This window comes from Youhaiella tibetensis, assembly GCF_008000755.1.
Taxonomy (GTDB): Bacteria; Pseudomonadota; Alphaproteobacteria; order Rhizobiales; family Devosiaceae; genus Paradevosia; species Paradevosia tibetensis.
This window is the reverse complement of sequence record NZ_CP041690.1, coordinates 4,153,659-4,168,545: the sequence shown is the minus strand read 5'-3', so window position 1 is coordinate 4,168,545 and position 14,887 is coordinate 4,153,659. Positions and strand designations below refer to the sequence as shown.

9 protein-coding genes are annotated in these 14,887 nt (G+C 64.6%); all 9 read left to right on the top strand.

Annotation, left to right across the window (positions count from 1 at the left end; genetic code table 11):
- Positions 1-49 precede the first annotated feature (49 nt).
- The 9 genes from FNA67_RS20425 (at position 50) to FNA67_RS20385 (ending at position 14,804) form a co-directional block, all read left to right on the top strand.
- A complete protein-coding gene (locus FNA67_RS20425) occupies positions 50-610 on the top strand; it encodes a F0F1 ATP synthase subunit delta (RefSeq protein WP_049706906.1) in 561 nt (186 codons plus the stop codon).
- Positions 610-2,145, top strand: a complete 1,536-nt coding sequence (atpA, locus tag FNA67_RS20420) for a F0F1 ATP synthase subunit alpha (protein ID WP_049706905.1) — start codon at positions 610-612, stop codon at positions 2,143-2,145. Before FNA67_RS20425 ends, atpA begins: the two co-directional genes overlap by 1 nt.
- A 35-nt stretch (positions 2,146-2,180) precedes the next feature.
- Complete coding sequence (locus FNA67_RS20415; protein ID WP_049706904.1) at positions 2,181-3,056, top strand: F0F1 ATP synthase subunit gamma; 876 nt, start codon at positions 2,181-2,183, stop codon at positions 3,054-3,056.
- A gap of 21 nt (positions 3,057-3,077) precedes the next feature.
- A complete protein-coding gene (atpD, locus tag FNA67_RS20410) occupies positions 3,078-4,517 on the top strand; it encodes a F0F1 ATP synthase subunit beta (RefSeq protein WP_049706903.1) in 1,440 nt (479 codons plus the stop codon).
- 83 nt (positions 4,518-4,600) lie between these two features.
- Positions 4,601-5,026 carry a F0F1 ATP synthase subunit epsilon gene (locus tag FNA67_RS20405; RefSeq protein ID WP_049706902.1) on the top strand — a complete coding sequence of 142 codons (426 nt, stop codon included), beginning with the start codon at positions 4,601-4,603 and terminating at the stop codon, positions 5,024-5,026.
- Positions 5,027-5,198: 172 nt separating this feature from the next.
- A complete protein-coding gene (locus tag FNA67_RS20400) occupies positions 5,199-7,184 on the top strand; it encodes a methyl-accepting chemotaxis protein (RefSeq protein ID WP_147657967.1) in 1,986 nt (661 codons plus the stop codon).
- Between the two features lie 339 nt (positions 7,185-7,523).
- The gene (locus FNA67_RS20395) at positions 7,524-9,590 is read left to right on the top strand and encodes a methyl-accepting chemotaxis protein (RefSeq protein ID WP_170267379.1); all 2,067 of its coding nucleotides are present in this window, start codon (positions 7,524-7,526) and stop codon (positions 9,588-9,590) included.
- Between the two features lie 158 nt (positions 9,591-9,748).
- On the top strand, positions 9,749-12,205 hold the full coding sequence (locus FNA67_RS20390; RefSeq protein WP_244616411.1) for a methyl-accepting chemotaxis protein: 2,457 nt from the start codon (positions 9,749-9,751) through the stop codon (positions 12,203-12,205).
- Positions 12,206-12,374: 169 nt separating this feature from the next.
- Positions 12,375-14,804 carry a methyl-accepting chemotaxis protein gene (locus FNA67_RS20385; RefSeq protein ID WP_170267378.1) on the top strand — a complete coding sequence of 810 codons (2,430 nt, stop codon included), beginning with the start codon at positions 12,375-12,377 and terminating at the stop codon, positions 14,802-14,804.
- The last annotated feature ends 83 nt before the right edge of the window (positions 14,805-14,887 follow it).

Here is a 14,887-nt window from a genome sequence, read left to right as displayed (position 1 = left end):
TCGTTCGCGCGTGGACAGGTTGGGGCGAAAACAAGAGGGTGATGCGAGTTTGAGCGCGCAGAATTCGGTACTTGTGCACATTGCGAGGCCTTACGCCTCCGCGCTTTTTGATCTCGCCAGCAGCGAAGGCACTGTTCCTGCCGTAGAAGCGGGGCTCGATGCGGTCTCCAAGCTGATCGGCGAGAGCCAGGATTTCCAGCGGTTCCTCCGCTCCCCCGTCATCACCACCGACGAAAAGGCCACGGCGCTCGACGAGCTGCTCAACAAGGCCTCGCTCGACAAGACCGTCGCCAATGCGCTGCGCGTGGTGGCCCGCAACGGGCGCCTCTTCGCGGTGCCGGCGATCATCGCCGAGTTCAAGGCGCTGGCCGCCAAGTCGCGCGGCGAAGTTTCCGCTGAAGTGACTTCCGCTTCGGCCCTCACGAAGGACCAGCTGGCAAGCCTGGCCGAGACGCTCAAGGGCAAGCTCGGCAAGACCGTCATGCTCACCGAATTTGTCGATCCGTCTCTGATCGGCGGCCTTGTGGTCAAGGTCGGCTCGCAGATGATCGATTCTTCTCTCAAAACCAAATTGACTGCGATGAAGATCGCCATGAAAGAGGTCGGGTAATGGATATCAAGGCCGCGGAAGTTTCCGCCATCCTCAAGGACCAGATCAAGAATTTCGGCCAGGAAGCTGAAGTCTCCGAAGTCGGTCAGGTTCTGTCGGTCGGCGACGGCATTGCCCGCGTCTATGGCCTCGACAACGTGCAGGCCGGTGAGCTCGTCGAGTTCCCGGGCGGCATCAAGGGCATGGCGCTCAACCTCGAAACCGACAATGTCGGCGTCGTGATCTTCGGCAATGACCGGGCCATCAAGGAAGGCGACACCGTCAAGCGGACCGGCTCGATCGTGGATACCCCGGTCGGCAAGGGCCTGCTCGGCCGCGTTGTCGACGGTCTGGGCAACCCGATCGATGGCAAGGGTCCGATCGTCCACACCGAGCGTCGCCGCGTCGACGTCAAGGCCCCGGGCATCCTGCCGCGCAAGTCCGTGCACGAGCCGATGTCGACGGGCCTGAAGGCCATCGACGCCCTGATCCCGATCGGTCGCGGCCAGCGCGAGCTCATCATCGGCGACCGCCAGACCGGCAAGACCGCCGTGATCCTGGACACCTTCCTCAACCAGAAGCCGGCCCACGCCGCCAATGCTTCCGAGACGGAAAAGCTCTACTGCATCTATGTCGCCGTCGGCCAGAAGCGTTCGACCGTCGCCCAGTTCGTGCGTCAGCTCGAAGAATCGGGCGCCATGGAATATTCCGTGGTCGTGGCCGCGACCGCCTCGGAAGCTGCTCCGCTCCAGTACATCGCGCCCTTCACCGGCTGCGCCATCGGCGAGTGGTTCCGTGACAATGGCATGCATGCCGTTATCGCCTATGACGACCTGACCAAGCAGGCCGTGGCCTACCGTCAGCTCTCGCTGCTGCTGCGCCGTCCGCCGGGCCGCGAAGCTTACCCGGGCGACGTGTTCTACCTGCACTCCCGCCTGCTCGAGCGCGCTGCAAAGCTCAACGAGGACCATGGTTCGGGTTCGCTCACGGCTCTGCCGGTTATCGAAACCCAGGCCAACGACGTGTCGGCCTATATTCCGACCAACGTGATCTCGATCACCGACGGCCAGATCTTCCTTGAGACCAACCTCTTCTTCCAGGGTATCCGTCCGGCCGTGAACGTCGGTATCTCGGTGTCCCGCGTGGGCTCGGCGGCCCAGGTCAAGGCGATGAAGCAGGTTGCCGGCTCGATCAAGGGCGAGCTTTCGCAATATCGCGAAATGGCCGCCTTCGCCCAGTTCGGTTCGGACCTCGACGCTGCCACGCAGCGCCTGCTGAACCGTGGTGCGCGCCTCACCGAGCTCCTCAAGCAGCCGCAGTTCTCCCCGCTCAAGACCGAAGAAGAAGTCGCGGTCATCTTCGCGGGCGTGAACGGCTACCTCGACGACCTTCCGGTCAACAAGGTGGGTGATTTCGAAAAGACGGTCCTGTCGACCCTGCGCTCCAAGTATGCCGACCTCCTGGCCACGATCGCCAAGGAAAAGGCGCTGAGCGACGACCTGCGCGCCCAGCTCAAGGCCGCGCTCGACGCGATCAAGAAGACCTACGTCGCCTAAGACCGACAGCGGCCCAATAAGGAGAGCCTTGGCTTATGCCTTCGCTAAAGGACCTTAAGAACCGGATCACCTCGGTCAAGTCGACCCAGAAGATCACCAAGGCCATGCAGATGGTCGCGGCGGCCAAGCTCCGTCGCGCCCAGGAAGCTGCAGAGGCTGCGCGTCCCTATGCCGAGCGCATGAGCAAGGTTCTGGCCGGCCTCGGCGCTGCCTATGAAGGCCGCGCCGGCGCCCCGATCCTGCTGGCCGGTACCGGCAAGGACCAGGTGCACCTGCTGGTGGTTGCCACCGGCGAGCGCGGCCTGGCCGGCGCTTTCAACTCGGCCATCGCGCGCCTTGCCCGCGATCACGCCCAGCAGCTGCTCGCCCAGGGCAAGACGGTCAAGATCCTGACTGTCGGCCGCAAGGGGCAGGATATCCTCAAGCGCCAGTTCGCCGGCAACATCGTCGAGTACATCACGCTGCGCGACGTCAAGAAGGTCGGCTTCTCGAACGCCCAGGCGATCGGGGAGAAGGTGCTCTCCATGTTCGCCGCCGGCGAGTTCGACGTGGCGACCCTGTTCTTTTCCAAGTTCGTGTCGGTGATCGCGCAGGTCCCGACCGCCCAGCAGCTCATCCCGGCCAAGTTCGAGGAGACCGAGGCCGATGCCTCCGCGCTCTCGTACGAATACGAGCCGAGCGAAGAAGCGATCCTCAACGATCTCCTGCCGCGCAATATCTCCATGCAGATCTATCGCGCGCTGCTCGAGAACGGGGCTTCCTTCTACGGCGCCCAGATGAGCGCCATGGACAACGCGACCCGCAACGCCGGCGAGATGATCCGGAAGCTTCAGCTTTCCTACAATCGTCAGCGCCAGGCGCAGATCACCAAAGAACTCATCGAAATCATTTCGGGCGCGGAAGCGCTCTAACAGCTTAGCGAGGACCAACAGATGGCAGAGAAAAAGGCCGGTCGCGTTTCCCAGGTCATCGGCGCCGTCGTCGACGTTACGTTCGACGACCACCTGCCCGCGATTCTCAACGCGCTTGAAACCACCAACAACGGCTCGCGCCTGGTGCTCGAAGTCGCCCAGCACCTGGGCGAGAACACCGTTCGCACCATCGCCATGGACACCACCGAAGGTCTGGTCCGCGGCGCCGAAGTGACGGACACCGGTGAAGCGATCTCGGTTCCGGTCGGCGATGCCACCCTGGGCCGCATCATGAACGTGATCGGCGAGCCGATCGACGAAGCCGGCCCGGTCAATGCCGATGCCAAGCGCGGTATCCACCAGGACGCCCCGTCCTTCGTCGAGCAGAACCCGGAAGCCCAGGTTCTGGTCACCGGCATCAAGGTCGTGGACCTCATCGCTCCCTATTCGCGCGGTGGCAAGATTGGCCTCTTCGGCGGCGCCGGCGTGGGCAAGACCGTGCTCATCCAGGAGCTCATCAACAACATCGCCAAGGCCCACGGTGGTTACTCCGTGTTCGCCGGCGTCGGTGAGCGTACCCGCGAGGGGAACGACCTCTACCACGAAATGATCGAATCGGGCGTGAACAAGGACCCGCACGAGAACAACGGCTCTGCCGCTGGCTCCAAGTGCGCCCTCGTGTTCGGCCAGATGAACGAGCCCCCGGGAGCCCGTGCCCGCGTTGCTCTGACGGGCCTGACCGTCGCCGAGCACTTCCGCGACCAGGGCCAGGACGTGCTGTTCTTCGTGGACAACATCTTCCGCTTCACCCAGGCAGGCGCCGAGATGTCGGCTCTGCTCGGCCGTATTCCTTCGGCCGTGGGCTACCAGCCGACCCTGGCCACGGACATGGGTGCTCTCCAGGAGCGCATCACCACCACGTCCAAGGGCTCGATCACCTCGGTGCAGGCCGTGTACGTGCCGGCCGACGATCTGACCGACCCGGCGCCGGCGACTTCGTTCGCGCACCTTGACGCCACCACGGTTCTCGACCGCTCGATCTCGGAAAAGGGCATCTACCCGGCCGTGGATCCGCTTGGATCGACCTCGCGTATTCTCGATCCGCAGGTGGTTGGCGAGGAGCACTACCAGGTTGCCCGCCAGGTTCAGGAAATCCTTCAGAAGTACAAGGCCCTCCAGGACATCATCGCCATCCTTGGCATGGATGAACTCTCCGAAGAGGACAAGCTCACCGTGGCGCGCGCCCGCAAGATCGAGCGCTTCATGAGCCAGCCGTTCGACGTGGCCGAAGTCTTCACCGGCTCGCCCGGCGTGTTCGTCCAGCTCGAAGACACCATCAAGGGCTTCAAGGGCCTGGTGAACGGCGAGTACGACCACCTGCCCGAAGCTGCCTTCTACATGGTCGGCACCATCGAGGACGCCGTCAAGAAGGCCCAGAAGCTGGCTGCCCAGGCCGCCTAAGCTTCGCGCTTCGCACTCAACTTCGGAGGGTCCGGCATCGCCGGGCCTTCCTTCGACCGCCCGCCGCTTTGGGGAAAAAGGTTATGGCCGAAGGCATCCACATCGAAATCGTCTCGCCCGAAAAGCTGATCCTGGCCGAGGATGCGCGCTCCGTCGCCGTTCCGGGCGCCGATGGCTATTTCACGGTGCTGGGCGACCACGCGCCGCTCATGACCACGCTCAAGCCCGGTTTCATCACCGTGGTGCGCGCTGACGGCACCAACCGAACCTTCTACGTCCGCGGCGGCTTCGCCGACGTCTCGCCCGAGGGCCTGACGATCCTCGCCGAGGAAGCGTCGAGCTTTGCCGATTTCGACCGTGCCGCGATCGAGAAGGCCCTGGCCGATGCCCAGGAGCAGCTCGCCCGCGCCGAGTCCTTCGAGGACAAGTCCTTCGCCCAGGAACTGGTTTCGGGCTGGATGAACCTGATGATGGAAGCCGGTCAGATCGACGAGGCGCACATCCACTAGTTTCGACTATCGAAACCGGTCCCGAGCAAGGCGCCCGCAACGGCGCCTTTTTCGTTTTCAGGCCAAAAAGTGTAAAGCCGATCAGGGCTTTACCGTAACGCCAGTTTAAGACTCCAGCTTTACCGTTCGCCTCCACGCTGGGCAGGAGCCCATCAAAGCGCTGGGGGACATAATGAAAAGAGTTTCCGCCTTTTTCGGCAATATCAGCCTGCGGCTGATGATCTCGGCACTCGTCATTTCCGGTATTCTCATTTCGATCACCGCGGTGTCGATCGGGCTCTATGCCAGCATTTCGGCAAGCCTGACGGCGCAGGGCAAGAGCGATCAGGTGACCGCCATGAAGACGGCCGCCACGGTATTTTCGGGAGCCATTTCCGGCTCCAAGCTCGAATGGGCCGATGACGGCGCGCTGACCAAGGTGCAGGTCTGGGCCATCATGCCGTTCTTCGACAATATCCTTATGGAAGGCATCGCGCGCGTCACAGGCGGCGAGGCCAGCCTCTATATCTTCGATCGCGACACCAAGGCGCTGGCGGTCAAGACCACGTCCATGAAGAACGCCGACGGTACGCCCGCGCTCGAGCAGACCATGGACCCGGCCGGCCCGCTCTATGCGGCGCTCGCCGCCGGCACGCCGGTGGTCGAGCAACAGACCATCCAGGGCGAAGCCTACTTCACCGCCTATCAGCCGGTGGTCAAGGAGAACGGCGACCTCGCCGGCGTGCTCTTCGTGGGCAAGCGCGTGGCGCTGATCCAGGACACCATCAACGGCATCGTCATGCTTCTGCTGGGCGTGGGCGGCATCGTGGTCGTGGCCCTGGGCATTCTGGGCTACTTCGCCTCGCTCCTCATCACCCGGCCGATCCCGCGCCTCGCCAAGTCGATGGCCAAGGTGGCGGAAGGCGATTTCGAGACCGAGATCCCCTATCTGCACTCGCGCAACGAACTGGGCGCCATGGCCCGCGCTGTGGAAGTCTTCCGCGAGAACGGGCTCAAGGTCGCGCAGATGACCGAGGCGGAAGCGGTGCGCATCATCGCCGACAAGGAAGCGCGCACCCGCATGATGGGCGAACTGCGTGATGCCTTCGGCAATGTCGTGGATGCCGCTGTCGAGGGCGACTTCACCCGGCGGGTGGATACCAGCTTCCCCGACGCCGAACTCAACGCCATCGCGTCCTCGATCAACAACCTGGTCTCGACGGTCGACCGGGGCCTGTCGGAAACCGGCGACGTGCTCGGCGCCCTGGCGCAGACCGATCTCACCCATCGCGTCGAAGGCCATTACAACGGCGCCTTCGCGCGGCTGCGCGACGACACCAACGCGGTGGCAGACAAGCTCACCGAGATCGTCGGGCAGCTCAAGGTGACCTCGCAGGCGCTCAAGACCGCAACGGGCGAAATCCTCTCGGGCGCCAACGATCTTTCCGAGCGCACCACCAAGCAGGCGGCAACCATCGAAGAGACTTCGGCGGCTATCGAGCAGCTGGCCTCGACCGTGGCCCGCAATGCCGAGGATGCCGGCGAAGCCAGCCGCAAGGCTTCGAGCGTCGCCCGCAGCGCCGAGGAAGGCGGCCAGGTCATGGGCCAGGCCAACGACGCCATGGAGCGCATCAGCGCCTCCTCGTCCAAGATCTCCAATATCATCGGCATGATCGACGACATCGCGTTCCAGACGAACCTGCTGGCTCTCAACGCCTCGGTCGAGGCGGCGCGGGCAGGGGATGCGGGTAAGGGCTTTGCCGTCGTGGCCGTGGAAGTGCGGCGCCTGGCCCAGTCGGCGGCGCAGGCCTCCGCCGAGGTCAAGGACCTCATCGAGCAGAGCGCCGACGAGGTCAAGGGCGGCTCCAAGCTCGTGGCCGAGGCCGCCGAGAAGCTCCAGCAGATGCTGGCGGGTGTGCGCGACAACAATGCCGCGCTCGATTCCATCGCCCGGGCCAGCCGCGAGCAGGCTTCGGCGATCGATGAGGTGACCACGGCCATCCGCCAGATGGACGAGATGACCCAGCACAACGCGGCGCTCGTCGAACAGACCAATGCCGCCATCGAGCAGACCGAGGCCCAGGCCTCTGAGCTCGATCGGGTGGTGGACGTCTTCAGCCTCGGCGAAAATGCCGGCCAGATGCGGCCGGGCCAGTCGGCGGTGCGACGCGCGGCCTGACGATCTCTTCATCAGGAACGAAAGGGCGCCCGTGCGGCGCCCTTTTTGTTTGACCGCCTTATCCAAAGCGGTTGCAGGGACTATCCTTCACCAAGTCTTAATCGCATGCGTGCATTTGTGAATTCAGCCCGGCAATTATCCGCCGGGTCGCGGTACATTTTTCGTACCGCAACGCAATTGTTTTCGGACGCGACTATTGTCCACGTTCACCTGTGATGTTTGCGACCAGGGAAAAGCCGCGCAGTTCTTCCGCGCAGGGCTTCGCTGTCACGACTTTCTTTCGAACCTTTTGACACGCAACCCCAATCCGTCCCGCAACATCTCCAGGAGGAGACACAAGTGTTCGCGTTCTTCACGGCCAGCATCGCCCGCAGGCTCTATACCCTCTTAGCCATCTTCACCATCGGTCTGCTCGGCATCGTCGTCTACCAGCTCGGCGACCTCAAATCCAACCTGACCAGCTTCAAGCACACCGAGATCCAGAGCGTGGTGCAGACCGCGGCCAGCCTGGTGCAGGACTATTACGACCGCTCCCAGCGCGGCGAGATGACCGAGGAAGAGGCCAAGACCTACGCCAAGCAAGCGTTGATGGCCCTGCGCTACCAGGGCGGCGAATATGTGTTCGTTGATAGCTTCGACTACATCAACCAGCTCCATCCCATCCAGCCCGAGAAGATCGGCACCAACCGCGAGAAGACCACGGACGGGAACGGCAAGCTCTACATGAAGCAGATGATCGACGAGGCCAAGGCCAATGGCTCGACCTATGTCGATTATGCCTGGAAGAGCCCGGAAGGCACCTATCTGGACAAGACCACCTATGCCCAGGCCTTCAAGCCCTGGGGCTGGGTGATCGCCTCGGGCGTGCTCATGACCACCGTGCAGCAGATCTTCAACGAGGCGGCGATCGTCTCGGGCGGCATCACGCTGGTCATCACCGGCGGCCTGCTGGTGCTCGGCTTCTTCATGGTGCGCTCGATCACCCGTCCGCTCGGCAAGCTCAACTCGGGCATTCTCACCGTCGCCGAGGGCAATTACGACGTCACCATCGAGGGCACCGTGCGCCGTGACGAGATCGGCGAGATGGCGCGCGCCGTCGAGGTCTTCCGCGAGAACGGCCAGAAGGTCGCGCAGATGACCGAGGCGGAGGCGCAGCGCATCGTCGCCAACCAGCGCGACCGCGCCGAGATGATGCGCCAGCTCCAGGAGGCCTTCGGCAACGTCGTGGATGCCGCCGTCGCCGGCGATTTCTCCAAGCGCGTCGAGGTCGAGTTCCCCGATGCCGAGCTCAACAATCTCGCCGACTCCGTCAACAATCTCGTCGGCACCGTCGATCGCGGTATCGGGGAGACGGGCGAGGTGCTTTCGGCGCTCGCCAATACCAACCTCACCCAGCGCATGCGCGGCGACTATTCGGGCTCGCTCAAAAAGCTCAAGGACGACACCAATGCCGTCGCCGACAAGCTGACCGAGATCGTGGGCCAGCTGCGTTCCACCTCGGGTACCCTCAAGACCGCGACCGGGGAAATCCTTTCGGGCGCCAATGACCTTTCCGAGCGTACCACGCGCCAGGCCGCAACCATCGAGGAAACCTCGGCGGCCATGGAGCAGCTGGCGACCACCGTGCTCCAGAATGCCGAGCGCGCCCGCAATGCCAGCGTCAATGCCGGGGAAGTGACGCGCACCGCAGAGGAAGGCGGGGAGGTGATGGCCAGGGCGACCGACGCCATGGGCAAGATCACCGCCTCTTCGTCCAAGATCTCCAACATCATCGGGCTCATCGACGACATCGCCTTCCAGACCAATCTGCTCGCCCTCAACGCCTCGGTCGAAGCGGCGCGGGCGGGCGAGGCGGGCAAGGGCTTTGCCGTGGTGGCCGTGGAAGTGCGTCGTCTGGCGCAGTCCGCCGCCGAAGCCTCGTCCGAGGTCAAGGTGCTCATCGAGCAAAGCTCGAGCGAGGTGTTTGCCGGCTCCAAGCTGGTTTCCGATGCCGCGCAGCGCCTGTCGTCCATGCTCGAGGCGGCGCGCGCCAATAACAGCCTCATGGATGGCATTGCCCGCGAAAGCCGCGAGCAGGCGTCGGCCATCGAAGAGGTCAACACCGCCGTCCGCCAGATGGACGAGATGACCCAGCACAATGCCGCGCTGGTCGAAGAGATCAACGCGGCCATCGAGCAGACCGAATCCCAGGCGCGCGAACTCGACCGCGTCGTGGATGTGTTTACCGTCGAGCCCGGCGCGGCGGTCCGCCGCCCGGCGGCAGTTGCGGCCAAGGCGGCGGCTCCGGCCAAGGCCGCGGCGCCCGCCACGGGCATCAAGGGCCTCCAGAAGCGCGTAGCGTCGGCCGCCAAGGCCTATCTCACGCAGGGGAACGCGGCCGTCGATACGGACTGGTCCGAGTTCTGATCCTTGCCGAACGAGGCGCGGGGCGGCTTGCCGCTTCCCCGCGCCTCGTGCGCTTTTGTCGCAGGTGGACGCGGCCCGGGTTTTTCGCGCTGTTAACGTCCGTCATGGGAGCGTGGCTGCAGGTCGAGAACGGCCAGTAGCTACCAGGACAGTAACCCATGCCCCGCCTGAGACTCCCCAAACTGCCGGCCCTTAAGCTGCGCGGCACCATCGTATTGACCGCCGCGGTGGTCTTCACCCTCGCTCTGGGTGGCATTCTCTACTACGTCGCCACGAGCCTGCGCAGCTCGGCCATCGCCCAGGGCAGCGCCATCGTCAAAAGCCTGGCCGACACCAAGGCCGGCGAGATCAACCAGTACATGCAGCCCTATTCGTCCGCCGCGGCCTCCATGGCTCATGTGGGCACGGCGCTGCTGGCCAATCCGAATTACGGCTCGAGCATCTATGGCGATCTGGTGATGGGCGAGGCCAAGAACCTCGACGCGCTGGGCGTCTACATGATCATCAGCTCGGAAGCGGGCCTGGGTTCGCGCATGAATTTCGTGGGCAGCCCGTACCTGGTGAGCGAGGGGCATTTCGCGCCCTACGCCACCCGCGACCCGGCGACCGGCAAGGTCGCGTTCGGTTCGCTCGAAGGCGCGGCCGGAAGCTATGACGACTGGTTCCTCAAGCCCATGAAGCGGGGCGTGGCCGATATCGTCGGGCCCACCGAGAGCGGCGGCAAGCTCTATACGTCGTTCAACGACATCATCCGCGACACCAATGGCAACCCGATCGGCATGAGCGGGGTGGCGTTCGATGCCTCGACGCTCGCCTCCAAGGTCGGCGCCGAGCCGCCGCTTGGAGCCGGCTTCGCCGGGGTCATGAACCAGAACGGGGTGTGGCTGGTCCATGCCGACCAGTCCATGATCGGCACCACCGCCAACGAGCCCTGGGCCCTCAAGGTGCGCGAGGAACTCAAGACCCGCCAGGACTACCAGTACGAAGACCAGGTCGAAGGCGCCCCCTGGGAAGTCATCGCCCAGCAGATCGACGTGGCCGGCGCCGCCGACAACTGGATCGTGGTGATGGCCGTGCCGCAGTCGACGCTCCTGGCCGAGTCCGACGCGCAGATCCGCAACCTGCTCATCGGTGGCGCCATCGTGCTCATCCTCGGCCTGGCCGCCTTTGCCGGCGTGGGCACCTATATCGCCCGGCCGGTGACCCGCATGACCGCCGTGATGCGCCGCATCGCCGACAACGAGTATGACCTCGAAGTGCCCTATGCCGACCGTCGCGACGAAATCGGCGCCATGGCCGAGGCCGTGGAGGTGTTCCGCGCCAACGGGCTCAAGGTCGCCCAGATGACCGAGGCCGAGGCCGCGCGCATCGTCTCGGACCAGAAGGCCCGCACCCGCATGATGTCGGAATTGCAGGTCGCCTTCGGCAACGTGGTGGATGCCGCCGTGGCCGGCGACTTCTCCAAGCGCGTCGAGGTCGAATTCCCCGATGCCGAGCTCAACCAGCTCGCCTCCTCGGTCAACAACCTCGTCGAAACCGTCGATCGTGGGATCGGTGAAACCGGTGACGTGCTGGCGGCGCTTGCCAATACCGATCTCACCAAGCGCATGAGCGGGGACTATTCCGGCTCGTTCCGCAAGCTCATGAACGACACCAACGCCGTGGGCGACAAGCTGACCGAGATCGTCGGGCAGCTGCGCCAGACGTCGCGGGCCCTCAAGACCGCCACCGGCGAGATCCTCTCGGGCACCAACGATCTCTCCGAACGCACCACCAAGCAGGCCGCGACCATTGAAGAGACCTCCGCCGCGATGGAGCAGCTAGCGACGACCGTGCTTCAGAACGCCGAGCGCGCCAAGGAAGCTTCGGTCGTGGCCGGCACCGTCACGCGCACGGCCGAAGAAGGTGGCCAGGTCATGGGCCAGGCCAACGATGCCATGGGCCGGATCGAGACCTCCTCGTCCAAGATCTCCAACATCATCGGCATGATCGACGACATCGCCTTCCAGACCAACCTTCTGGCGCTCAACGCCTCGGTCGAAGCAGCGCGTGCCGGTGAAGCCGGCAAGGGCTTTGCCGTGGTGGCCGTCGAAGTGCGTCGCCTCGCCCAGTCCGCCGCCGAAGCCTCGTCCGAGGTCAAGGTGCTGATCGAGCAGAGCGCCGGCGAGGTCAAGGCGGGCTCCAAGCTCGTTGCCGATGCCGCCTCCAAGCTCGAGACTATGCTGGCTTCGGCCCGTTCCTCGAACGAGTTGATGGACGGCATCGCCCGCGAAAGCCGCGAGCAGGCCTCGGCCATCGAAGAGGTCAATGTCGCCGTCCGGCAGATGGACGAGATGACCCAGCACAACGCGGCGCTGGTCGAAGAGACCAACGCGGCCATCGAGCAGACCGAAGCCCAGGCTTCCGAGCTCGACCGGATCGTCGACATCTTCACGCTCGATGACGCCCGGCGCGAACTGGCCGCCCCCAAGGCAGCCGCCAAGCCGGCGGGTTCCAAGTCCGCAGCGGCTCCGGCCTCCGGCATCAAGGGGCTCCAGCAGCGCGTGGCCACGGCCGCCAAGGCTTACCTGAGCCACGGCAATGCCGCCGTCAGCGCCGACTGGGACGAGTTCTAGGCATCACAAAAGAGAGGCGGCGCGGGGGATTCTCCCGCGCCAACCGGCGTCCCGACGCCGGAAATCCCTGGTGACCGGGTGTTAACGACACACCTGTAGGGTTCGGATGCGGACCAGAAGCGGTCTTCTTCGCTTTACCAGGATAGTATGCCAGATGCCTCTCCCGAAATTGTTGAGACTACCAACGCTGAAGCTGCGCGGCACGATCGTGGCTGCAGCGGCCGTCGTATTCACGGTCGCCCTCGGCTCCGGCCTCATCTATGTCGTCCAGTCCACCCAGCAGAATGATATCGCCAGCGCCGACGAGTTGATGTCGAGCGTGGCGCAGACCCAGGCGCAGTCGATCCGCGTCATCCTCAAGGAACACGAGACCGCCGCCCTGGCCATGGCCGGCACGCTCTCCTCGCTCATGGCGGACCCCGCGGTCGGTCCTGCCACCTACAAGAGCGTCTTTGAAAAAGAGATCGCGCAGCTTCCCAATTCCATCGGCATCTGGGCCCTGACCAACAAGAACGGTCCGGCCGCTTCCAATCCGGCGCTGATGGCGTCCGACATGGCGCTGCCCGATGGCTATTTCGGCCCGTCGATTACCCGCAGCCTCGATGATGGCGCGATCGGCTGGTCCTCGCTCGACCTTTCCGAAGAGAACGGTTTTTCCGGCTGGTTCCTCGAGCCCCTGGCCAAGGACGCGCCCTCGCTCATCGGTCCCTATCTCTATGACGGGCGGCTCTTCACCTCCGTCACCGCCATCATCCGCGATCCCGCCGGCAAGGGCGTGGGCCTGGCTGGTGTCGATTTCAACGGCGGCATGTTCGCCAAGCTCATCGGCGAGCAGAAGCCCATGGGCACCGGCTGGATCGGCGTGATCAACGCCGAGGGCAACTGGGTCGTGCATTCCGATCCCAAGCTCCTGGGTAAGCCGGTCGATGACAAGACCACGCTCGATGCGGTGGCGGGCGCCAAGTCCGGCCAGTATCACGGCGTCTCGGGCGCCGGAAACGATGCCTGGCGCGTCACGGCCGAAAAGCTCGACCTGCCCGAATTCGGAATCTCGTGGACCGTGATGGTGGCGGTGCCCGAGGCGACGCTCCTCGCCCAGTCCATCCAGCAGCGCAACATGATGATCGGTGGCGGCATCGTGCTGCTCGGCCTGGGCCTCCTCGCCTTCTGGTTCGTGGGCACCTCGATCGCCCGTCCGATCAATCGCCTGACCAACAGCATGGACGCGATGGCGCAGGGCGATCTCTCCGTGGAAGTCCGCGGCGGCGAGCGCCAGGACGAAGTGGGCGCCATGGCCCGTGCCGTCGAAGTCTTCCGCGAGAACGGCCTCAAGGTGGCCCAGATGACCGAGGCGGAAGCCGCGCGCATCGTCTCGGACCAGAAGGCCCGCACCCGCATGATGTCCGAGTTGCAGACGGCGTTCGGCAACGTGGTGGATGCCGCCGTGGCTGGCGACTTCTCCAAGCGCGTCGAGGTCGAGTTCCCCGATGCCGAGCTCAACCAGCTCGCTTCCTCGGTCAACAACCTGGTCGAAACCGTCGATGGCGGTCTCTCCGAGACGTCTCGCGTGCTCGCTTCCCTGGCCAAGGCCGACCTCACCGAAAAGGTCACCGGTTCCTATTCGGGCGCCTTCGGCCAGCTCAAGGACGACACCAACGCCGTGGCCGACAAGCTCGCCGAGATCGTCGGGCAGCTGCGCCAGACGTCGCGGGCCTTGAAGACCGCCACCGGGGAAATCCTCTCGGGCGCCAACGATCTCTCCGAACGCACCACCAAGCAGGCGGCGACCATCGAAGAGACCTCGGCGGCCATGGAACAGCTGGCTTCCACCGTCCTCCAGAACGCCGAGCGCGCCAAGGAAGCTTCGGTCGTGGCCGGCACCGTCACGCGCACGGCCGAAGAAGGTGGTCAGGTCATGGGCCAGGCCAACGATGCCATGGGCCGTATCGAGACCTCCTCGTCCAAGATCTCCAACATCATCGGCATGATCGACGACATCGCCTTCCAGACCAATCTGCTTGCCTTGAACGCCTCGGTCGAAGCGGCGCGTGCCGGTGAAGCCGGCAAGGGCTTTGCCGTGGTGGCCGTCGAGGTGCGTCGCCTCGCCCAGTCCGCCGCCGAAGCCTCGTCCGAGGTCAAGGTGCTGATCGAGCAGAGCGCCGGCGAGGTCAAGGCGGGCTCCAAGCTCGTTGCCGATGCCGCCTCCAAGCTCGAGACCATGCTGGCTTCGGCCCGCTCCTCGAACGAGTTGATGGACGGCATCGCCCGCGAGAGCCGCGAGCAGGCCTCGGCCATCGAAGAGGTCAATGTCGCGGTCCGCCAGATGGACGAGATGACCCAGCACAACGCGGCGCTGGTGGAAGAAACCAATGCGGCCATCGAGCAGACCGAAGCCCAGGCTTCCGAACTCGACCGGATCGTCGACATCTTCACGCTCGATGACGCCCGGCGCGAACTGGCCGCTCCCAAGGCAGCTTCCAAGCCCGCAGCCGCTCCGGCCTCCGGCATCAAGGGGCTCCAGCAGCGCGTGGCCACGGCCGCCAAGGCTTACCTGAGCCATGGCAATGCCGCGGTCAGCGCCGACTGGGACGAGTTCTGACCGGCCCGCTCCTCACATATCGACCAGCCGGCGCGCGGCGCGCCGGCCTTCTTTCTCTAGGGGCCTCAGAACGAGGCGTATCG